Origin of the sequence: Methylorubrum rhodinum, from assembly GCF_014199935.1 — a bacterium.
Classification (GTDB): Bacteria; Pseudomonadota; Alphaproteobacteria; order Rhizobiales; family Beijerinckiaceae; genus Methylobacterium; species Methylobacterium rhodinum.
Genome location: NZ_JACHOP010000002.1, coordinates 88,095 through 108,596 on the forward strand (window position 1 = coordinate 88,095; position 20,502 = coordinate 108,596).

Here is a 20,502-nt window from a genome sequence, read left to right on the forward strand (position 1 = left end):
TCAGCCTCGAAGGAGGGCTCCAGGGATCAATGCGCCTTCTGGAGGCCTCCTTCGAGGCCTCCGCTTCGCTCCGGCACCTCAGGATGAGGTGGGTTGATGGGACCGACGCTTTCGGCCATCGCCTCCCCGGAAACTCCCAGGATCGTCCGACATGACCACCTTCCCCCCCGTCGACGGCACCGAGATCGAGCGCGCGCTTCGCGAGCGTGCGGGGCAGAAAATCCTCGTCCTCGACGGGGCGATGGGCACGGTGATCCAGCGCCTGAAGTACACGGAAGAGGATTTCCGGGGCGAGCGGTTCAAGGACCACGGCCACGACCAGAAGGGCAACAACGACCTCCTGATCCTGACCCAACCCGACGCGATCCGGCAGATCCACCTCGACTACTTCCTCGCGGGCGCCGACGTCTGCGAGACCAACACGTTTTCCGGCACCACCATCGCCCAGGCCGATTACGGCATGGAATCGATCATCCACGAGCTGAACGCGGAGGGCGCGCGGCTGGCCCGCGAGGCCGCCGCATTGGCCGAGAAGCAGGACGGCCGCCGCCGGTTCGTGGCCGGCGCCATCGGCCCGACCAACCGCACGCTGTCGATCTCGCCGGACGTGAACAACCCCGGCTACCGCGCCGTCACCTTCGACCAGGTGAAGCAGGCCTATGTCGAGCAGGTGCGCGGCCTCATCGACGGCGGCGCCGAGCTGATCCTGATCGAGACGATCTTCGACACGCTGAATGCCAAGGCCGCCATCGCCGCCGCGTGGCAGGTGTTCGACGAGACCGGCATCCGGCTGCCGATCCAGATCTCCGGCACCATCACCGATCTCTCCGGCCGCACCCTGTCGGGCCAGACGCCGGGCGCGTTCTGGAACTCCCTGCGCCACTCCTCGCCGCTCACCTTCGGCCTCAACTGCGCGCTCGGCGCCAAGGAAATGCGCGGCCACATCGCCGAGCTGTCGCGCATCTGCGACACCCTGGTCTGCGCCTATCCCAATGCCGGCCTGCCGAACGAGTTCGGCCTCTACGACGAGAGCCCGGAGGCGATGGGCAAGCTGGTGGGCGAGTTCGCCGAATCCGGCCTCGTCAACATGGTCGGCGGCTGCTGCGGCACCACGCCGGACCATATCCGCGCGATCAGTGAGGCGGTCGCCGATAAGACACCGCGAAAGATCCCGGAAATCCCGCGCCTGATGCGGCTCTCGGGCCTGGAGCCGTTCGTGCTGACGAAGGAAATTCCCTTCGTGAACGTCGGCGAGCGCACCAACGTCACCGGCTCGGCCAAATTCCGCAAGCTCATCACCAACGGCTATTACGCCGCCGCCCTCGACATCGCCCGCGATCAGGTCGCGGCCGGCGCCCAGGTCATCGACGTCAACATGGACGAGGGCCTGCTCGACTCCGAGAAGGCGATGGTCGAGTTCCTCAACCTCGTGGCCGCCGAGCCCGATATCGCCCGCGTGCCGGTGATGGTCGATTCCTCGAAATTCGAGGTGATCGAGGCCGGCCTGAAGTGCATCCAGGGCAAGCCGATCGTGAACTCGATCTCCATGAAGGAGGGCGAGGACAAGTTTATCGAGGCCGCCAAGATCTGCCGCTCCTACGGCGCGGCGGTGGTCGTCATGGCCTTCGACGAGCAGGGGCAGGCGGATTCCTACGAGCGCAAGGTCGAGATCTGCACCAAGGCCTACACCATCCTCACCGAGCAGATCGGCTTCCCGCCGGAAGACATCATCTTCGACCCGAATATTTTTGCTGTTGCCACGGGTATTGAAGAACATAATCCGTATGGCGTCGCGTTCATCGAAGCCACGCGCACAATTCGGAAAACCCTGCCACACGCCCACATCTCCGGCGGCGTGTCGAACCTGTCCTTCGCCTTCCGCGGCAACGAGCCGGTGCGCGAGGCGATGCACGCGGTGTTCCTGTTCCACTGCATCAAGGCCGGCATGGACATGGGCATCGTGAATGCCGGCCAGCTCGCGGTCTACGACGAGATCCCGGCCGAACTCCGCGAACTCTGCGAGGACGTGGTCCTCAACCGTCGCGACGACTCGACCGAGCGCCTGTTGGAGGCCGCCGAGCGCTTCAAGACCGGCGCCTCGGCCCAGGCCAAGACCGCCGACCTGACGTGGCGCGAGGCGCCGGTGGCCAAGCGCATCGAGCACGCGCTCGTCAACGGCATCACCGAGTACATCGTCGCCGACACCGAGGAGGCCCGCCAGGGCGTCGAGCGCCCGCTCCACGTCATCGAGGGCCCGCTGATGGCCGGCATGAACGTGGTCGGCGACCTGTTCGGGTCGGGCAAGATGTTCCTGCCGCAGGTGGTGAAGTCGGCCCGCGTGATGAAGCAGGCGGTCGCCTATCTCGAACCCTTCATGGAGGAGGAGAAGCGCGCCAATGGCGGCACCGGCCAGCGCCAGGCCGCCGGCAAGGTGCTGATGGCGACCGTGAAGGGCGATGTCCACGACATCGGCAAGAACATCGTCGGCGTGGTTCTGGCCTGCAACAACTACGAGATCATCGATCTCGGCGTGATGGTGCCGGCCGCCAAGATCCTCGAGACCGCCAAGCGCGAGAACGTCGACATCGTCGGGCTGTCGGGCCTCATCACCCCCTCGCTCGACGAGATGGTGCATGTGGCCGCCGAGATGGAGCGCGAGGGCATGGAGATGCCGCTCTTGATCGGCGGCGCCACCACCAGCCGCGTCCACACCGCGGTGAAGATCCACCCGGCCTACGCCAAGGGGCAGGCGGTCTACGTGACCGATGCGAGCCGCGCGGTCGGCGTGGTGTCGAGCCTGATCTCGAAGGAGACCCGCGGGGCCACCGTCGAGAAGGTGCGGGCCGAATACCGCAAGGTCGCCGACGCGCATGCCCGCTCGGAACTCGACAAGCAGCGCCTGCCGCTGGCCAAGGCGCGGGCCAACGCCTTCAAGGTCGATTGGTCGGGCTATGCGCCGAAGAAGCCGAGCTTCACCGGCACCCGCGTCTACGGCTCCTACGAGGTGGCGGACCTCGTCCCCTACATCGACTGGACGCCGTTCCTGCAGACCTACGAGTTCAAGGGCCGCTACCCGGCGATCCTCGACGATCCCGAGCAGGGCCCGGCGGCGCGCGCCCTGTTCGAGGACGCGCAGGCCATGCTCAAGCAGATCGTGGACGAGCGCTGGTTCAACCCGAAGGCGGTGATCGGCTTCTGGCCGGCCAACAGCATCGGCGACGACATCGTGCTCTATACGGGCGAGAGCCGCTTCGAAAAACTCGCGACCTTCCACGGCCTGCGCCAGCAGCTGTCGAAGCGCGACGGGCGCCCCAACACCTGCATCTCGGACTTCGTGGCGCCCGCCGAGACGGGGATCGCCGACTATGTCGGCAGCTTCGTGGTGACGGCGGGGCTGGAGGAAGTGCGCATCGCCGAGCGCTTCGAGCGGGCCAACGACGATTACCGCTCGATCCTCGTCAAGGCGCTGGCCGACCGCATCGCCGAGGCTTTCGCCGAGCGGATGCACGAGCGCGTCCGCCGGGAGTTCTGGGGCTACGCGCCGGACGAGAGCTTCGCCATCGACGAGCTGGTGCACGAGAAGTACGACGGCATCCGGCCCGCGCCGGGCTACCCGGCCCAGCCCGACCACACCGAGAAGGTCACGTTGTTCGACCTGCTCGGGGCGGAGCGCCGCATCGGCGTGAAGCTCACCGAATCCTACGCCATGTGGCCGGGCTCCTCGGTGTCGGGCCTCTACCTCGCGCATCCGCAGGCGCATTACTTCGGCGTCGCCAAGGTCGAGCGCGATCAGGTCGAGGATTATGCCCTGCGCAAGGGCATGGACGTGGCGGAAGTCGAGCGCTGGCTCGGGCCGATCCTCAACTACGACCCCAGCCGCTACCTCAAGGCGGCGGCCGAGTAGGCCACGTCGAATAGGTCACACTTGGCGCGGGATCGTCCCCGCGCCGGCACTTTGGCCTTGCCGGGCGGGGTCCCGCGGGGGCAAGCCGACGGACCGACCGGGGCGGCGACGCCGCGGTCCCTTCAGGAAACACCCCGATGCGCCCCACGCTCCTCGTCCTCGCCGCCGCCCTGGCCTGCGGCCTCGCCGCCTGCAACAGCACGGATTCCCGCGGCTCGGGCCTGTCGCAGTCCTTCGACACCGGCAATTACCGCCGCTCGAACGACACCAACGGCACGATGGACCGCAAGGACGTGAACCGCGCCTACACGCAGCCCTCGCTGCCCTCGATCGCCAACCGCGGGTACTGATTCTTTTCAGGGGGGCGTTCCCCTCCCCCTTGCGGGGAGGGGTCAGGGGTGGGGGTGGTGCCGGATAAAGCTCGGCGATCCATCCTGAGCCACCCCCACCTCCGGCTCCTCCCCGCAAGGGGGAGGAGAGGTGCTAATCCTCCCCGCCCGCGTAAAACCCTTCCGCCCCCAGCCCCTCTTCCATCAGCATACGGGCACGCGCCCGCATCTTCTCGGTCTCGCTCTTGAGCTGGCCGCAGGCCGCCAGGATGTCGCGGCCGCGGGGCGTGCGCACCGGCGAGGCGTAGCCGGCATTGAAGACGATCTCGGAGAAGCGGTCGATCCGCTCCCAGTCCGAGCACTCGTATTTGGAGCCGGGCCAGGGGTTGAACGGGATCAGGTTGATCTTGGCGGGAATCCCCTTGAGGAGCCGCACCAGGGCGCGCGCATCCGCGTCCGAATCGTTGACGCCCTTCAGCATCACGTACTCGAAGGTGATGCGCCGCGCGTTGCTGACCCCCGGATAGTTCCGGCAGGCCTCGAGCAACTGCTCGATCGGGTATTTGCGGTTCAGCGGCACCAGCTCGTCGCGCAAGCCGTCGCGCACGGCATGCAGCGAGATCGCCAGCATGGCGTTCGCTTCCAGCCCCAACCGCTCGATCTGCGGCACGACGCCGGAGGTCGAGACCGTGATGCGCCGCCGCGACAGCCCTAAGCCCTCCTGGTCCGACATCACCGAGACCGCGTCGATCACCGCGTCGAGATTGTAGAGTGGCTCGCCCATGCCCATGAAGACGATGTTGGTGACGAGGCGCCCGACCTCGCCGCCGTCCTTGCTCGGCATCTGACCGGCGAAGTCGCCGAGCGCGTCGCGGGCGACCACGAGTTGCGACACGATCTCGGCCGTGGAGAGGTTGCGCACGAGGCGCTGCGTGCCGGTGTGGCAGAACGAGCAGGTCAGCGTGCAGCCGACCTGGGACGAGACGCAGAGCGTGCCGCGGTCGTCGCCGGGGATGTAGACGCACTCGATCTCGGCGCCGCGGTTGTGGTCGTGCGCGCCGGTCGGCGCCATGCGCAGGAGCCACTTGCGGGTGCCGTCGCGCGAGACCTGCTCGGTCACGACCTCCGGCCGCTCCAGGGTGAAGTGTTCGGCGAGCTGCGCCTTCAGCCCCTTGCCGACATTGGTCATCTCGGAGAAGTCGCGGGCGCCGCGCACGTAGATCCAGTGCCAGACCTGGGAGACGCGCATCCGCGTCTCCCGCTCCGCGACGCCGATCTCGAGCAGCGCCTGTTTCAGGTCGGCGCGGGAGAGGCCGACGAGCGAGCGCTTGCGGCCGGGCAGGCCTGAGAGCGCCGTGACCTCGGGGGCCTTCTCGATCGGGGAAACGGGGCGCGCCTCGCGCCGGGCGGTGTCGAACGACGCCGTCGCCATGGAAGTGACCTTAAGACTCTGGAATTTTTTTCATATAGGCGGATTCGCTCGCGAACGCGAATGCACCGGCGGCTTACGAGCCTTTCCCCCGCTTCGGGCGGGCCGGCACCGGGCCGATGGCGATCCGGGTGCTCGGCCCGAGCCGCCGCAGCAGGCGGCGCAGGTCCGCCGGCCGCAGGGCCACGCAGCCCTCCGTCGGCCGGAACCCCGCGCGGGCGATATGCATGAAGATGGCCGAGCCGGCGCCGGGGCGGATCGGGCCGCGGTTGTGGTCGAGATCGAGCACGAGGTCGTAGAGCCCGTCGTCGCGCCACATCGCCTCCGCGCTGGTCGGGCTCGGCAGGCGGATCGGGCGGTTGTAGCGCCGGTCGCCGGCCGCGTCGCACCAGCCGTCGTCGGGCCGGATCGCCCGGAGCGGCAGAGGTGTCGCCGGCCGGACGGGAAACCGGTCCGGCCGAAAGAATCCGCCGCGCAGGCGAAACACGCCGCGGGGCGAGGCGCCGTCGCCCTCGCGCTTGACCGCGCGGAGGCCGGAGCGCCCGAGTGCGCAAGGGATCACGCCCGCGCCCGCCACGAGCCGGCCCCCGGTCGGATCGCCCGGCAGCGGATGCACCCGCAGCAGCGCCAGGGTCGCCGGGCGCACCGCCGCGCCGGATCCCGCACGCCTCATCGTCGTTTTCATCCCGTCACCGCGCCATGCACCGGGCCAAGCGGTGCGCAAGCCCACAAAACAGCCAATGGAACATGGCGAAAATGCTGCATAAGCATGCAAGGCGGATTTCCCGGCCCGCAAAACAAACTAGGTTAAAAGGAAGGGCAGGGCTATGCGAGCGCTGTCCGCGGAAGACCCGGGCTCCCATGACGCGTCGGACCCGACCACCGTCATGAAACCGTCTTGGTCGTCAAACCGTCTTGGTCGTCTGTCCGAGCTGACACGCTCGGGCCACCGGAATAGCCTCTCGAGAGTTACCTCGTCGATGTCCAACCCCTATTGCCTCCTCGTCTGCGACGACGACGACGCCCTGCGCGAGGCATTGACGGAGCAGATCGACGCCTACGACGAGTTCTCCGTCATCGGCGAGGCGACCGCCACCGGGGCGATGAGCCGGGTGGCGGACGAGCGCATCGACCTCGTCGTGATGGATGTCGGCCTGCCCGACATGGATGGGCGCGAGGCCGTGCGGATCATGCGCCGCAACGGCTACCGCGGCCCGATCATCGTGCTGACCGCCCAGGAATCCGACGACGACATGGTCGAGGGCCTGGAGGCGGGCGCCAACGACTACGTGGTCAAGCCGTTCAAGTTCGCGGTGCTCTTGGCCCGCATCCGCGTGCAGTTGCGCCAGCACGAGGCCTCCGAGGACGCGGTGTTCCGCATCGGCCCCTACACCTTCCGCCCCGGCGCCAAGCTCCTGGTCGGCGAGCGCGGCTCGAAGCTGAAGCTCACCGAGAAGGAGACCGCGATCCTGCGCTACCTCTACCGCGCCGGCCGCGAGGTGGTGGGGCGCGACACGCTGCTGGCCGAGGTGTGGGGCTACAACGCCCACGTCACCACCCACACCCTCGAAACGCACATCTATCGCCTGCGCCAGAAGATCGAGCCGAACCCGGCCACCGCGGCGATCCTCGTCACCGAGGGCGGTGGGTATAAGCTGTTGCCCTGATTCGACTTTTTAGGGTCGATTAGCGGCGGCACGGAACAACCCGACACACGCGGTCGTCATTCCGGGGCGCCGAAGGCGAACCCGGAATCCACGACTGGCCACGCCGGTTACCGTTACGCCGCGCATCTCGGGTGGATTCCGGATTCCGCTGCGCGGCCCCGGAATGACGGCGGTTGGCTTGGAAGGGCAGGCCGTTCGGCATCATCGCCCCGCGAAGCCATCATGCCGCGGCGTATCGCATCCGGCCGCTATCCGCTAAGCTTCACCGGGCTGTGAGCGGATCGGCCGAAGGGCGGGACAGGCGTTGGGGCTCGACGACGACATCGCGATCCTGGCCGCCGCCCCGGTGTTCGAGCTGTTCGAGCGCGACGCCCTGCGCCTCCTGAGCTTCGCCGGCGACCGGCGCCAGTTGGACGCGGGCGAACTCCTGTTCTCCCGTGGCGAGCCTTCCGACGGCGGCTACGTGGTGATGTCCGGCACGATCGCCGTCGAGTCCCGCCGCGTGGGCGAGCCGCCGGTCACCGTCGCCCGCTCCGGATTGATCGGCCGCAACGCCCTGTTCCGCCCGGTCGAGCGCCCGGCCGACGCCCGCGCCGTCGAGCCCGCGGAGGTGATGCGCCTGACGCCCTCCGTGATGAGCCGCGTGCTGCGCGAATTTCCCGAAGTCGCGGCGGTCGTCCGCGACGGCATCGCCGGAGAGCTGCGCGACCTCGTTCAGGGATTTTCGCGCGTCGGCGAGCGGCTGAAGACGCCTGCGGCCCGTGAGCGGTGACAGGAACGTGCGGCTTTTGTAAGCACGGCCGAACCCGAGCGCATCCAACCTCCGGAACCTGACGATGTCTCACGCCGATCTCGAAAAAACCATCGAAGCCGCCTGGGAGGACCGCGCCAACGTCTCGACCGCGACCGGCGGCGCGGTGCGCGAGGCGGTGGAGGAGGCGCTGAACCTGCTCGATTCCGGCAAGGCGCGCGTCGCCGAGAAGGCCGGCGAGTCCTGGCAGGTGAACCAATGGCTCAAGAAGGCGGTGCTGCTGTCCTTCCGCCTCAACGACATGGTGCCGATCGAGGGCGGCCCCGGCTCCTCGCCGTGGTGGGACAAGGTGCCCTCGAAATTCTCCGGCTGGGGTGAGTCCGAGTTCCGCGCCGCGGGCTTCCGCGCCGTGCCGGGCTGCTTCGTGCGCCGCGGCTCGTACATCGCGCCCGGCGCGGTGCTGATGCCGAGCTTCATCAACCTCGGCGCCCATGTCGGCGAGGGCACCATGGTCGACACCTGGGTGACGATCGGCTCCTGCGCCCAGGTCGGCCGGAACTGCCACATCTCCGGCGGCGCCGGCATCGCGGGCGTGCTGGAGCCGCTCCAGGCCAACCCGGTCATCATCGAGGACAACTGCTTCGTCGGCGCCCGCGCCGAGGTGGCCGAGGGCGTCATCGTCGGCGAGGGCTCGGTCCTGTCGATGGGCGTCTATATCGGCGCCTCGACCCGCATCATCGACCGCACCACCGGCGAGACCTTTTTCGGACGCGTGCCGCCCTACTCGGTGGTCGTCTCCGGCACGACGCCGGGCAAGCCGCTCCCCGACGGCACGCCGGGGCCGGGCCTCTACTGCGCCGTCATCGTCAAGCGCGTCGACGCCGGCACCCGCGCCAAGACCGGCATCAACGAGTTGCTGCGGACCTGAGGATCCGATGGGTGGGCCGGCGTCCCTCACGACCCGCATCCTCGACCTGACGGTCGCGGGGCAGCCCGTTCCGACACCCTGCATGGAGGTCGGGACAGGGCCGGCGGCCCTGCTGCTGCCGGCGTTGTCCTCGATCTCGGCGCGGGAGGAGATGCGGCCGCTCGCCCGTGAACTCGCCGCGGACCATCGCTGCCGCGTGCCCGACTGGCCGGGCTTCGGCGCCCACGAACGCGTCCGCGTGCCGCTGGAGCCCGCGACCTACCACGCCTTCCTCGACGCGCTGCTCGCCGCCGCGCCCGGCCCCTACGCGCTGGCCGTCGCGGCGGGCCACGCCGCGCCCTATCTCGCGGCGGCGGCGCGGCGCCATCCGGGCGCGTTCGGGCGGCTGGTTCTGGTGGCGCCGACTTGGCGCGGGCCGCTGCCGACCGCGATGGGGCCGCACCGCGCCCGCTGGTTCGAGCGCATCCGTAAGGCGGTCGAGATGCCGCTCGTGGGTGAAGCGCTCTACCGGATCAACATCAGCCCGCCGATCATCGGCCGGATGATGCGCGCCCACGTCTACGCGGAGGCCGAACACGTGACGCCCGAGGTGATCCGGGCCAAGCACCGCATCACCCGCCAGCGGAACGGGCGCTTCGGCACCGCGGCCTTCGTCACCGGCGGGCTCGATCCGGTCGGCACCCGGGAGGATTTCCTGGGCCTGTTCGGGCCCGATCTGCCGCCGGTGCGGGTGCTGCGGCCGGAGCGGGCACCGCGCCGCTCCGGGGCCGAGATGGACGCCCTGATCGAGGCCGGCGGCGTCGAGGCCCGCACGGTGCCGGGCGCGCTCAGCCCGCACGAGGAATTTTCGCAAGCGGTCGCCGCCGCGATCCGGGCCTGACCGGCGTTGAGTGGAAACAGCCGGGAAGAGCTGTCAGGCAACGGCCTATTGCAGGACTGTGACATGGTTGTCGCACGTCCATCATAGGGAAACATGAATTCGCTCAGGATCCGATTCCCGAAAGTGCCTCGTCCGATGCTCCGCCCGCCGGTCCGCCTCGCCGCCCTGCTGACCGTCCTGTTGGCTACGCCTTTGGCCGCCCAGACCCAGACGGTGCCGCAAGCGGCCCCGCCGCCGGAGAAATCCGCGCCCTCGCTCGACAAGGACCGGCTGAACCCGGCCGCACCCGGCCCGAAGGCCTATCTCAGCGAGGAGGCGGCGCCGAGCCTCGTGGCGATCCTGCCGCCGCCGCCGGGCGGGCATTCGGTGGCCGAGGCCGCCGACCGGGCGGCCTTCAACGCGACGCGGGCCTACCAGGGCACGCCGCGCTGGGCGCTCGCCACCAACGACGTCGCAGAGGGTGGCGCGGCCCTGTTGGAGGATTACGCCTGCGTCCTCGGCCAGCGGCTCGACCAGACCCGCGTGCCCGACCTGATGCGCCTGCTCGACCGGGCCCGCCTCGACGTCGCCCGCGCCACCCGCGAGGCCAAGCGGCGCTACCGCCGCCTGCGGCCCTTCGTCGGCAACGACGCGCCGATCTGCGTGGTCCGCTCGCCCGAACTCGCCGACAGCTACAGCTACCCCTCGGGCCATGCGGGCCAGGGCTGGGCCTACGGCCTGATCATGGCCAATCTGATGCCGGAGAAGGCGACGCAGTTCCTCGTGCGCAGCCGGCTCTACGGCGAGAGCCGGGTGGTGTGCGGGGTCCACTGGCTGAGCGACGTGGTGGCGGCCCGCACCGGCGCCTCGGCCCTGGTCGCGGTGCTGCTGGCCGATGCGGGTTTCCGCGCCGACCTCGAGCGGGCCCGGACCGAGTTGAAGCGGGCGCTCAGTGCGGACGGCCCCAAGCCCGATCCGATGATCTGCGCCCGCGAGGACGCCGCCGCCCGCCAGCCGCTGCTCTGATAGGCGACGACACGGCCGGATTCTGCTAAGGCGCGGCCCGCCCGGAGCGCGGGTGCGATCGGCAGCCGGCGTGGACCGCCTCCCCCTGACCCCCTCTATTCTTCCGACCCAAAAAGACCTCGACGCCGCCTTGCAGGGGGCCTTCGCCCCCTTCGCCGGCCGCTTGCGCCTCGATCCCGATCCGGCGGCGCGCACGATGGAGGAATCGGCTACCTGCGGTGCGCTCTCGGACGCGCTCGCCGCCTTCGCCGACGCGCATCCCGGCGGCGAGCGGCGGGCGGTCGCCTCGCTGTGGAGCGCCTACCTCTTCGCCGGGCTGATCGCGCCGGGCCTCGCTGCGGGCGCACGGCTCGGGCTGGCGCTGCCGCCGGAGCGGTTCAGCCTCGCGGCCGGCGGGCTGCCCGCGGCCTTCCACCTCGCGCCGGAACTGCCGTTCCCGGCCTCGCTCCCGGCCCAGGTCGATCGCCTGCTCGCCGAGCGCGTCGCCCCGGCGGTGCGGTGCCTGCGGGCCGAGACCGGGCTGTCGATGCGCCTGCTGTGGGAGAATGCGGGCGGCCACCTGTTCTGGACGCTCGGCACCCTCGCCCGCGAGACTCAGGAGCAGGCCGGCGCGGTGCGGGAGGCGCTGCTGGCCCTGCGATGGCCGCAGGAGGCGTGTTCGGCCCTCACCCTGATGCGCGCCGACGCGCTGGCCGGCCTCGACGCGCCCCGCCGCCGGGTCTGCTGCCTGCGCCACGCGCTCCCCGGCTTTTCGAAATGCGCCGGCATCTGCCCCTTGCTGCGGGGCTGAAGCATCGGCCCGAAAGGTGGCCGCCGGCTTTCGGAAAATGCCGATGCGGCACAAGGATCGAGGGCAGCTGAGCGCCGCCCTGTCCCTCAGGCCGTCCCGGCCTTCTTCTTCCGCCGCCGCCGCGCCAGCATGTTGAGGCCCTCGACACCCGCCGAGAACGCCATGGCGGTGTAGATGTAGCCCTTCGGCACGTGCGCCCCGAACCCTTCCGCGATCAGCGTCATGCCGATCATGATGAGGAAGCCGAGCGCCAGCATCACCACCGTCGGGTTGGCCGCGATGAAGCGCGAGAGCGGGTCGGCGGCGATCAGCATCACGGTGACGGCGGTGACGACGGCGATCACCATGATCGGCACGTGCTCGGTCATGCCGACAGCCGTGATGATCGAGTCGATCGAGAAGACGAGATCGAGCACGAGGATCTGGCCGATGGCCGCGGCGAAGCCGATGCTTGCCCCGCCTCCGGCCTTCTCCTCCGGGTTCGGATCGACGGTGTGATGGATCTCCTTGGTGGCCTTCCAGAGCAGGAACAGGCCGCCCGCGATCAGGATGAGGTCGCGCCAGGAAAACCCCTTGCCGAACACCTCGAAGACCGGCTCGGTCAGGTGGACGATCCAGGCGACCGTGCCGAGCAGCGCGAGCCGCAGGATGAGCGCCAGTCCGATGCCGATGCGCCGGGCCTTGGCCTGGTTCTCCGGCGGCAGCTTGTTGGTCAGGATCGAGATGAAGATCAGGTTGTCGATCCCGAGCACCACCTCCATCACCACGAGGGTGGCGAGCGCGGCCCAGGCGGTCGGGTCGGCGGCGAGTTGGAGCAGGCTGTCCACGGGCAAGTCCGGCGTTGGAGCGCATTCCGACGACGTGGAGACCGGTTCGTCGAAAGAATGCGCAGTGAAAGACGAATCTAGACCCGCTGACCCGATGCAGTCAGGTCAGCGGGTCTAGAGCTTGAAGGGGAGGGGGATGCGGTTGGCGCCGGTGTCGATCGGCGGGGCGAGCACGCGCACCGCCTTCGGCATCACCTTGAAGTGGGCCGGCGTCCACGTGGTCAGCTCGCCGTCGGTGTTCACCGCCCGCGGCTTGCGGGTCGAGAGCTTGAGCTCGGTCGTCTCGAAGGCGCGCACGTCCTCGGCCTGCCCGTGGGTGCCGCGGCGGAGCGCCGGCAGCAGCGCGACGAGCCGCCACCAGTGATCGACCTCCAGGCTGTAGAAATCGAGCTTGCCGTCATCGACGGTGGCGTCCTCCTGCACGGTCATGCCGCCGCCGTAATGGCGCCCGTTGCCGACCGAGGCCTGGATCGTCGTGACCTTCTCGGTGGTGCCGTCGTGCTCGATCGTCACGGTGAAGGGGCGGGCGCGCCGCAGCAGCCGGAAGGCCGCGATGGCGTAGCCCACCGTGCCCCACTTCTTCTTGGCGTCCGCGGTCAATTCACCCGCGAGGTCGGCGGAGAAGCCGATGCTCGCCACGTTGAAATAGTAGTGCCCGTTGACCCAGCCGAGGTCGATCGCCTTCTCCGGCGCGCTCGGGATGAGTCTGGCCGCCGCCTCCGGCTCCAGCGGCAGGCCGAGGGAGCGGGCGAGGTCGTTGGCGGTGCCGAGCGGCAGGATGCCGAAGGGCAGCCCGGTCTCGACGAGCGCGGGCGCCGCGGCGTTCATGGTGCCGTCGCCGCCGCCCAGCACCACGCAATCGACCGACGCGGCGTGGCGCGTGATGGTCTCGTGGCAGTCGCGGTTGTTCTCCGGCTCGATCAGGTCGAGCCCGCCCTCGCGCAGGATGCCCCGGATCGCGTCCAGCGGCGCCCCGCCGCTGCGGGCCTTGCCGTTGACGAGGAGGAGGGCGCGGCGGTTCTTCCCGTCGGCCGGGCTCAAAGCAGGCCTCCCGGCGCGGTCGGGCGGGGAGGGAGGCACAGGAAGGGCGCGGCCGGCAAGGAATCCTCGCACGCATTGGCGCCGCGTCAGCGCTCAGGTCGCGAAGGGGTCCGACATCGCGGCCGACGCCTCGGCCGCCAGAGGGGCCCGGACCCGTCTCTGGAGAACCCGCGATGCCCGAGGGCACGTCCGCAGGGATACGCTCGCGCTCAAGGTGGGGGCTTCCGGCCCGAGGGCAAGTGGCGAGGCCGCTCCCCAATCTTCAGACGATCCCGAGGAAGACGGACAGCGAGCGCGAAACAGCCTGTCGTTACATGTGACAGATGGAGAAACGGCGAGCCCGTCAACACCGAGGACGAGCCTGCCATCCGGCCCGCTGTCACCTTTCGGCCACGGCCTCCCGCCCTCGCGGGCCGAGTCCGGATCGGAGGGAACCGCCGGCCCGATCCTGCGCGTTCTACCCGGTCGCGCCCGACCGATCGGTGATGCCATGCGCCCTCTCCTTGCCACGACCGCCCTCGCGCTCCTTGCCCTGTCGCTGCCGGCCGTCGCGCAGCAGGGGCCCGGCTGGGTCGATCCGCCGGCCAAGGCAGCCGACAAGCACGCTTCACCCGCGAAGCCCGCGGCGGAGCCGGCGTCGCCGACCGTGACGCAATCCGAGGCTGCGGCTCCGGCGCAGCGCGAGACGCGCTCCACGGCCGTGAACGAGACGCCGGCTGCCCATCGCAGCGCCCGCGGCACCCGCCGCGCGGGCGAGGAGCGGCAGGCCCGGCGCCAAGCCGCGCGCGAGGCCGAGGCGCGGTCGCAGCGCTCGGCTCGCGTCGCGCCGCCGGTCTTCACGGCGCCGCCCCGCGAGGCGCCGAGCACCGGGGCGCAGGGCATGGCGCGGGCCGAACCCGATCCGCGCTTTCCCGAATGGGCCGGCTCGGCGCAGCGCCTGAGCGAGGCCTATCTCGACAGCGTGTCGAGCCCCGGCGACGGGATGGCGGCGGCGGCCCCGCGCTTCTACGGCGCGAAAGTCCGCTTCCACGGGCGCACGATGTCGCTGGCCGCGCTGATGGCCGAGAAGCGGCGCTTCGCCCGGCGCTGGCCCGAGCGGCGCTACGAGCCGCAGGGCGAGCCGCGGGTCTCCTGCAACGCGGCGACCCAGAGCTGCCTCGTCCGCACGGTCCACGACTTCACCGCCGCCAGCCCCGGCCGCGGGGCCCGCTCGCAGGGCGTGGGCGAGCTGATGCTGACGGTGAGCTTCGCCAATGGCCGTCCGGTCATCGTCGAGGAGACGAGCCGGGTGCTGCGCCGCGGCGCCCTCAGCGCCTCCATCGGCGGGCGGGGCGGCGCCTGAACAGGCGGTTCCGCCTCGGCCGTCCGAGTGTGTTAGGAGGAGGCGCGAGACCGGAGCCGGCCCGAGCGGCGGCCCGCGAGACGGAGTGACCCGCGCGTGAAAGGATCGGCAAAGGCCGCGGCGAAGAGCGGATCGGAGGCCGCGCCCATCCCCAACGTGCCGGTCTCCGAGGACGATCTGCGCATCCGCGGGCTCATCCTGGCCGAACTCGACCGCCGCCGGGTGCGGCCGGTGGCGCGCCGCACGCTGGCCCTCATCGCCGAGGGCTTCGTCGAGCCCGCCGACGGGCTGCCCGGCTACCGCATCGTCGATCACGCTGGCGCGGTGCGCCGGCGCGGCGAGGGGGAGGGAGCCGGCATGCCGCTCACGATCCCCGACCTCGTCGACGAGTTGACCGAGCGACATCCCGCCCTGCTGCTGCCCGCCCCGCCCTCGCCCGAGCCCCAGGAGCCGCCCCGCGACACGATCGCCGACGTGCGCGCGGCGAGCGCCCGCTTCGTCGAGACGCAATCGGCGCTCGCGCGCTCGCTGGCCAACACCTCGGCCGAGCGCAGCCGGGCGTTCGCCAGCGCCGCGAGCGAGACCGTGGAAGGCTGGCGCCATCGCCTCGCCGAGCGGTTCCGCGCCAAGCCCCGCCCGGCGCCCGCCGAGCCGGTCGTGCCGGCCTCCATCGACCAGCCGGCCGCCCCGCAACCGGCGGGCGGGGCCGCGCTCGGCGCGCGGTTCGCAACCGTCGGCACGCGCTTGGGCGGCGGCCTGCGCTCCGTCTCGGCCCGCTCCGGCGCGGCGGTCACGCGGCTGCGCGACGTGGTGGAGGACGGTCTTGCGGCGGGCAGCCGCCGCCCGGTCGTGCTCATGGGCTTCGGCGCGCTGGCCGGCGCGGCCCTCGTCGCCGGCATCGCGCTGACCGGGCGCGAGGACGGCGCGGGCGAAACGCGGACCGACACCCAAGCCTCGCGCAGCACCGCGCCGCAGACCGAGGAGCCCCCGCGCGAGGCCGACACCGCGGCCTCCAACAACCCGGCGAACACCGACACGCCCCCGCCCGAGACGGAGCAGCGCCCGCCCGAGCCGCCGCGCAACCCCAACGCCGTCGAGGGGCCCGCCGAGGTGATCGACACCGCGACCCTGCGGGTCGGCGGCAAGCTCGTGCGCCTGTTCGGGGTCGAGTGGGTGCGTGGCGGGCAGGCCGACGAACTCTCGAAATACCTGCGCGGCCGATCCGTCAGTTGCCTGCCGGCCGCGGGCAGCAGCGCCCATGTCTGCACCGTCGAGGGGCGCGACCTGTCGGAGGTGGTGCTGTTCAACGGCGGCGGACGCGCCTCGTCGGAGGCCACGCCCGAACTCGTCGCCGCCGAGGACCACGCCCGCGGCGAGCGGCTCGGCGTGTGGAAGCGGTAATTCCCGGCTTCAGCGGATGAGGTTGGTCTTCGCCAGATCGAGGATCGAATCGCCGCGCCCGCTCATCACCGCCTGGAGGGCGTAGAGGCTGAAGCCCTTCACCTGCTCGGCCTGGAGCTTGGGCGGCATGGCGAGTTCCTGGCGGTTGACCACCACGTCGAGCAGCGCCGGGCCGGGATGGGCGAGGACATCGACGATGGCGCCCTCGAGATCGCCGGGGTCCTCCACCCGCCGGGCGTGGATGCCGATGGCGCGGGCCATCGCGGAAAAATCCGGGTTCTGCAGCGAGACGCCGGTCTCGAGATAGCCCGCGGCCTTCATCTCCAGCTCGACGAAGCCCAGCGTGCCGTTGTTGAAGATCACCACCTTCACTGGCAGTTTTTCCTGCGTCAGGGTGAGGATGTCGCCCATCAGCATCGCGAAGCCGCCGTCGCCCGAGAGCGAGATCACCTGTCGGCCGGGGCTTGCCGCCTGGATGCCGATGGCGTGGGGCAGGGCGTTGGCCATCGAGCCGTGCGCCCAGGAGCCGATCAGGCGCCGCCCGGCGGTCATGTGCAGGTAGCGCGCGGCCCACACCGTCGGCGTGCCGACATCGGCCGTGAACACCGCATCCTCCGTCGCCGCCTCGCTGAGAAGCCGGGTGAGGTATTGCGGATGGATCGGCCGGCGGCCGGGCTTGCCGGTGGCCAGCTCGTCCAGCCCCTCGCGGGCCTTGGCGTAGTGCTTGAGGCTGGCGTCGAGATGGCGGCGGCTCTCGTTGCCGGCGAGCCGCGGCAGCAAAGCCTCGATGGTCGCAGCCACGTCGCCGACGAGGCCGAGTTCGAGCCGGCAGCGCCGCCCGAGGTTCTCCGGGCGGATGTCGATTTGGGCGATGCGGGCGTGCTCGGGATAGAACTGGCGATAGGGGAAGTCGGTGCCGAGCATCAGCAGGGTCTCGCAGGCCTCCATCGCGGCGTAGCCGGACGAGAAGCCGATCAGCCCGGTCATGCCGACATCGTAGGGGTTGTCGTGCTCGACATGCTCCTTGCCGCCGAGCGCGTGGACGATCGGGCTCTTCAGCCGCTCGGCAAGCCGCATGAGCGGGGCATACGCCCCGGCGCAGCCGCGCCCGCACAGCAGCGTGATTTTTTTGGAGGTGTTGAGGAGGTCGGCCAGTTGGTCGAGGTCGTCGGGTTGCGGGACGACGATGGGTGCGCGGGGCCGGAGCGTCGAGGCCGCCGCCAGCGTCCGCTCGGGCGCGGGCTTGAGCGCCACCGTGCCGGGGATGACGACGACGGCGACGCCGCGCTGGCCGACCGCCGTGCGGATCGCGGTCTCCAGGACGTTGGGCAACTGCGCCGGATCGGAGACCAGCTCGCAGTAGTGGCTGCAATCGCGGAAAAGCTGCTCGGGCCGCGTCTCCTGGAAGTAGTTCAGGCCGATCTCGGAGGAGGGGATGTGCGCGGCGATCGCCAGCACCGGGGTGCGGGTGCGGTGGGCGTCGTAGAGGCCGTTGATGAGGTGGAGGTTGCCCGGCCCGCAGGAGCCGGCGCAGACCGCGAGTTCGCCGGTGATCTGCGCCTCGCCCGCGGCGGCAAACGCCGCGACCTCTTCGTGGCGGACATGGACCCACTCGATCACATCGCGCGCCCGGATCGCCTCGGTGATCCCGTTCAGGCTGTCGCCGACGAGCCCGTAGACCCGCCGCACGCCCGCGAGCTGGAGCGTCTCGACGATGAGGTCGGATACGTTGTCGGAGGCCATGGCCCGTCTCCCCGGTTGACCGCGGGCGGTCGATGCGGGCCAACGTCGGCGCGGGGCGTTTGTTCGCGGATCGCGCGAATTTCACAATCGATGCAGGATGTTGCCGGCTCCTCCCTGCATCTGTCCTGGCGGTTCAGAGTCACTGAGAAGACGGCGATATCGTCGCTCTTCTTTTCGTCTCCGGGTCTGGAGGTTGCAATTTTCGGGCACGAGCCGCATCTTCTTTCTACCGGGGACGGATCGCCTGAGCAGCTTGCTGCGACAGCCCTGGGCCGCCGTGGCGGGTCACCGCTTCGGTCCACGCGCAACGCGGGATAACCAAGTGTTTCGGCGAGTGATAACCCCTCCTCATTTGAGCGAGGGGTTTTTCATGGGTCAGCGGCGTGCCCGAGGCCGAACCGTCTGGCCGCGATAGATCTTCGCGCACAGGACAGGGAAGCTGATCTTGGTGGTTCCGGCCAGCACCCGCTTACGGTCCGCAACCGGATAGGCACTCTCCACCACCATGAGAAGCTGCTGCCGGTGATCGGTCGGCGCGCGCCGTAGCCCGAAATACATCGGGTAGGCCCGACCGTCGGGCAGGGTCACATGGGCGAGATAGACGTAGTTCCGATCCGACGGCGTCAGATGGACGGAGGCGGACGGCAGGGCTTCCACCATGGTCGGAAGGTGCCGAGAAAAGACGTGCCGCTCGGTATCGTAGGCGCGCGGGCGTCGGTGATCCCAGATCAGATCGGCCCTGTCGTGCGAATTGTCGTCGAACGCCACCGTGAAACAGTGGTTCGAGAAGCGCACGTCGATCGTCAGTTCGCGGGCGATGGTTATGACGAAAAGCGTCAGAGTGCGCGGTTCCAGATGGGCGAGGTCGAGACGCGTGCCTCGAACCTCGTAGTCGAAATAGGCCATGCTCCGTGATGCACGGCCTGCGCGAATTGCGCCAGACGAGGAAGCCGCGCGTCGCGGCCCCGCCTCAGGTGTTCATCGAGTCGAAGAAGTCGCCGTTGCTCTTGGTCTGGCGCAGCTTGTCCATGAGGAACTCGATCGCGTCGGTGACGCCCATCGGGTTGAGGATGCGGCGGAGCACGTAGGTCTTCTTGAGCGCGTCCGGCGGGACCAGCAGTTCCTCCTTGCGGGTGCCGGAGCGGGTGATGTCGATGGCCGGGAAGATGCGCTTGTCCGAGACCTTGCGGTCGAGGATGATCTCGGAATTGCCGGTGCCCTTGAACTCCTCGAAGATCACCTCGTCCATGCGCGAGCCGGTGTCGATGAGCGCGGTGGCGATGATCGAGAGCGAGCCGCCCTCCTCGATGTTGCGGGCCGCGCCGAAGAAGCGCTTGGGCCGCTGGAGCGCGTTGGCGTCGACGCCGCCGGTCAGCACCTTGCCCGAGGACGGCACGACGGTGTTGTAGGCGCGTCCCAGGCGGGTGATCGAGTCCAGCAGGATCACCACGTCGCGGCCGTGCTCGACGAGGCGCTTGGCCTTCTCGATCACCATCTCGGCGACCTGCACGTGGCGGGTGGCCGGCTCGTCGAAGGTCGAGGCGATGACCTCGCCCTTCACCGAGCGGATCATGTCGGTCACCTCCTCCGGGCGCTCGTCGATGAGCAGCACGATGAGGTAGCACTCGGGGTGGTTGAGGGTGATCGACTGCGCGATGTTCTGCATCAGCACGGTCTTGCCGGTGCGCGGCGGCGCGACGATCAGCGCGCGCTGGCCCTTGCCGATCGGCGAGACGATGTCGATGATGCGGGGCGAAAAGTCCTTCTTGGTCGGGTTGTCCAGCTCGAGCTTGAACCGCTTCGTGGGGAACAGCGGCGTCAGGTTGTCGAAGTGGACCTTGTGCTTGATCTTCTCCGGGTTCTCGAAGTTGATCGTGTTGACCTTGATCAGGGCGAAGTAGCGCTCGCCGTCCTTGGGACCGCGGATCGGGCCCTCGACCGTGTCGCCGGTGCGCAGGCCGAAGCGGCGGATTTGCGTGGGCGAGATGTAGATGTCGTCCGGGCCCGGCAGGTAGTTCGAGTCGTTCGAGCGCAGGAAGCCGAACCCGTCCTGCAGCACCTCGACGGTGCCGGCGCCGATGATCTCGGTCTCGTTGGCCGCGAGCTGCTTGAGGATCGCGAACATCAGCTCCTGCTTGCGCATGGTCGAGGCGTTCTCGACCTCGACCTCCTCGGCGAACGCGGTGAGCTCGGTCGGCGACTTGGACTTGAGGTCCTGAAGGCGCACCTCGCGCTTGACGGCGACCTCGGCGGCCACGGGGGCGTCCTCGGTCGGCATATCGACGGGGGCGAGTGCGTCGTTCTGTGACGTCATGTGGGGGGATGCAACCAACGAAGGCGGGGAAGGATCGGCCGGTCGGGACGAAAGGGCCGGGCACCGGGGAGGCGCCCCAGGTCCGGCAAGGCTGCGAGCGCAGCGGTCCGGCCCACGCATCGGCTCCTCTCGGCTTTGGAGAAGCCCCAGG

At 69.9% G+C, this 20,502-nt stretch carries 17 protein-coding genes; 10 read left to right on the plus strand and 7 right to left on the minus strand.

Annotated elements, in window-relative coordinates; all coding sequences use genetic code 11:
• Positions 1-151 precede the first annotated feature (151 nt).
• Together metH and HNR00_RS02695 are read left to right on the plus strand one after the other, a co-directional pair.
• Entirely contained in the window at positions 152-3,904 is a 3,753-nt protein-coding gene (gene metH / locus HNR00_RS02690; protein WP_183564503.1) for a methionine synthase, read from the plus strand.
• A gap of 137 nt (positions 3,905-4,041) precedes the next feature.
• Positions 4,042-4,254, plus strand: a complete 213-nt coding sequence (locus tag HNR00_RS02695) for a hypothetical protein (protein ID WP_183564506.1) — start codon at positions 4,042-4,044, stop codon at positions 4,252-4,254.
• 133 nt (positions 4,255-4,387) lie between these two features.
• On the opposite strand, the gene rlmN is transcribed toward HNR00_RS02695, so the two are convergent.
• Complete coding sequence (gene rlmN / locus HNR00_RS02700; protein ID WP_183564509.1) at positions 4,388-5,665, minus strand: dual-specificity RNA methyltransferase RlmN; 1,278 nt, start codon at positions 5,663-5,665, stop codon at positions 4,388-4,390.
• A gap of 73 nt (positions 5,666-5,738) precedes the next feature.
• Positions 5,739-6,335, minus strand: coding sequence for a L,D-transpeptidase family protein (locus tag HNR00_RS02705; protein WP_183564513.1), 597 nt, complete (start codon positions 6,333-6,335; stop codon positions 5,739-5,741).
• A gap of 307 nt (positions 6,336-6,642) precedes the next feature.
• On the opposite strand from HNR00_RS02705, the gene HNR00_RS02710 reads away from it, so the two are divergent.
• From HNR00_RS02710 to fhuF, 6 genes are all read left to right on the plus strand, one after another.
• Entirely contained in the window at positions 6,643-7,329 is a 687-nt protein-coding gene (locus HNR00_RS02710) for a response regulator transcription factor (RefSeq protein WP_183564515.1), read from the plus strand.
• 304 nt (positions 7,330-7,633) lie between these two features.
• Positions 7,634-8,101, plus strand: a complete 468-nt coding sequence (locus HNR00_RS02715) for a Crp/Fnr family transcriptional regulator (protein WP_183564518.1) — start codon at positions 7,634-7,636, stop codon at positions 8,099-8,101.
• Positions 8,102-8,165: 64 nt separating this feature from the next.
• A complete protein-coding gene (dapD, locus tag HNR00_RS02720) occupies positions 8,166-9,008 on the plus strand; it encodes a 2,3,4,5-tetrahydropyridine-2,6-dicarboxylate N-succinyltransferase (protein ID WP_183564521.1) in 843 nt (280 codons plus the stop codon).
• A 7-nt stretch (positions 9,009-9,015) separates the two neighbouring features.
• Entirely contained in the window at positions 9,016-9,888 is an 873-nt protein-coding gene (locus HNR00_RS02725) for an alpha/beta fold hydrolase (RefSeq protein WP_183564524.1), read from the plus strand.
• A 135-nt stretch (positions 9,889-10,023) separates the two neighbouring features.
• The gene (locus HNR00_RS02730) at positions 10,024-10,893 is read left to right on the plus strand and encodes an acid phosphatase (protein ID WP_210306270.1); all 870 of its coding nucleotides are present in this window, start codon (positions 10,024-10,026) and stop codon (positions 10,891-10,893) included.
• 70 nt (positions 10,894-10,963) lie between these two features.
• Positions 10,964-11,683, plus strand: a complete 720-nt coding sequence (gene fhuF, locus HNR00_RS02735; protein WP_183564530.1) for a siderophore-iron reductase FhuF — start codon at positions 10,964-10,966, stop codon at positions 11,681-11,683.
• 86 nt (positions 11,684-11,769) lie between these two features.
• Here fhuF and HNR00_RS02740 read toward each other — a convergent pair whose 3' ends face one another.
• Together HNR00_RS02740 and HNR00_RS02745 are read right to left on the minus strand one after the other, a co-directional pair.
• Complete coding sequence (locus HNR00_RS02740; protein WP_183564533.1) at positions 11,770-12,510, minus strand: TerC family protein; 741 nt, start codon at positions 12,508-12,510, stop codon at positions 11,770-11,772.
• Between the two features lie 114 nt (positions 12,511-12,624).
• Positions 12,625-13,551: a lipid kinase gene (locus tag HNR00_RS02745; RefSeq protein ID WP_183564536.1), complete on the minus strand. Its 927-nt coding sequence runs from the start codon at positions 13,549-13,551 to the stop codon at positions 12,625-12,627.
• A 490-nt stretch (positions 13,552-14,041) separates the two neighbouring features.
• Here HNR00_RS02745 and HNR00_RS02750 point away from each other — a divergent pair, with 490 nt between their 5' ends.
• Complete coding sequence (locus tag HNR00_RS02750) at positions 14,042-14,893, plus strand: hypothetical protein (protein ID WP_183564539.1); 852 nt, start codon at positions 14,042-14,044, stop codon at positions 14,891-14,893.
• A 96-nt stretch (positions 14,894-14,989) separates the two neighbouring features.
• Positions 14,990-16,294: a thermonuclease family protein gene (locus HNR00_RS02755; protein WP_183564542.1), complete on the plus strand. Its 1,305-nt coding sequence runs from the start codon at positions 14,990-14,992 to the stop codon at positions 16,292-16,294.
• Between the two features lie 9 nt (positions 16,295-16,303).
• Here the strand turns inward: HNR00_RS02755 and poxB are convergent, their stop codons facing one another.
• The 3 genes from poxB to rho all read right to left on the minus strand — a co-directional run bounded on the left by poxB (position 16,304) and on the right by rho (position 20,351).
• Positions 16,304-18,037 carry a ubiquinone-dependent pyruvate dehydrogenase gene (gene poxB / locus HNR00_RS02760; protein ID WP_183564545.1) on the minus strand — a complete coding sequence of 578 codons (1,734 nt, stop codon included), beginning with the start codon at positions 18,035-18,037 and terminating at the stop codon, positions 16,304-16,306.
• Positions 18,038-18,412: 375 nt separating this feature from the next.
• Positions 18,413-18,943, minus strand: a complete 531-nt coding sequence (locus HNR00_RS02765) for a YjaZ family protein (RefSeq protein WP_183564549.1) — start codon at positions 18,941-18,943, stop codon at positions 18,413-18,415.
• Between the two features lie 64 nt (positions 18,944-19,007).
• Positions 19,008-20,351: a transcription termination factor Rho gene (gene rho / locus HNR00_RS02770; protein WP_183564552.1), complete on the minus strand. Its 1,344-nt coding sequence runs from the start codon at positions 20,349-20,351 to the stop codon at positions 19,008-19,010.
• Between the last annotated feature and the right edge of the window lie 151 nt (positions 20,352-20,502).

Bases quoted from the DNA above. Each gene is read 5' to 3' on its own strand.
- poxB (WP_183564545.1), bottom strand. From the start codon at position 18,037: ATGGCCTCCGACAACGTATCCGACCTCATCGTCGAGACGCTCCAGCTC.
- HNR00_RS02695 (WP_183564506.1), top strand. From the start codon at position 4,042: ATGCGCCCCACGCTCCTCGTCCTCGCCGCCGCCCTGGCCTGCGGCCTC.
- HNR00_RS02750 (WP_183564539.1), top strand. From the start codon at position 14,042: ATGCGCCCTCTCCTTGCCACGACCGCCCTCGCGCTCCTTGCCCTGTCG.
- HNR00_RS02730 (WP_210306270.1), top strand. From the start codon at position 10,024: ATGCTCCGCCCGCCGGTCCGCCTCGCCGCCCTGCTGACCGTCCTGTTG.
- dapD (WP_183564521.1), top strand. From the start codon at position 8,166: ATGTCTCACGCCGATCTCGAAAAAACCATCGAAGCCGCCTGGGAGGAC.
- rlmN (WP_183564509.1), bottom strand. From the start codon at position 5,665: ATGGCGACGGCGTCGTTCGACACCGCCCGGCGCGAGGCGCGCCCCGTT.
- HNR00_RS02725 (WP_183564524.1), top strand. From the start codon at position 9,016: ATGGGTGGGCCGGCGTCCCTCACGACCCGCATCCTCGACCTGACGGTC.
- HNR00_RS02705 (WP_183564513.1), bottom strand. From the start codon at position 6,335: ATGAGGCGTGCGGGATCCGGCGCGGCGGTGCGCCCGGCGACCCTGGCG.
- metH (WP_183564503.1), top strand. From the start codon at position 152: ATGACCACCTTCCCCCCCGTCGACGGCACCGAGATCGAGCGCGCGCTT.
- HNR00_RS02765 (WP_183564549.1), bottom strand. From the start codon at position 18,943: ATGGCCTATTTCGACTACGAGGTTCGAGGCACGCGTCTCGACCTCGCC.
- HNR00_RS02710 (WP_183564515.1), top strand. From the start codon at position 6,643: ATGTCCAACCCCTATTGCCTCCTCGTCTGCGACGACGACGACGCCCTG.
- rho (WP_183564552.1), bottom strand. From the start codon at position 20,351: ATGACGTCACAGAACGACGCACTCGCCCCCGTCGATATGCCGACCGAG.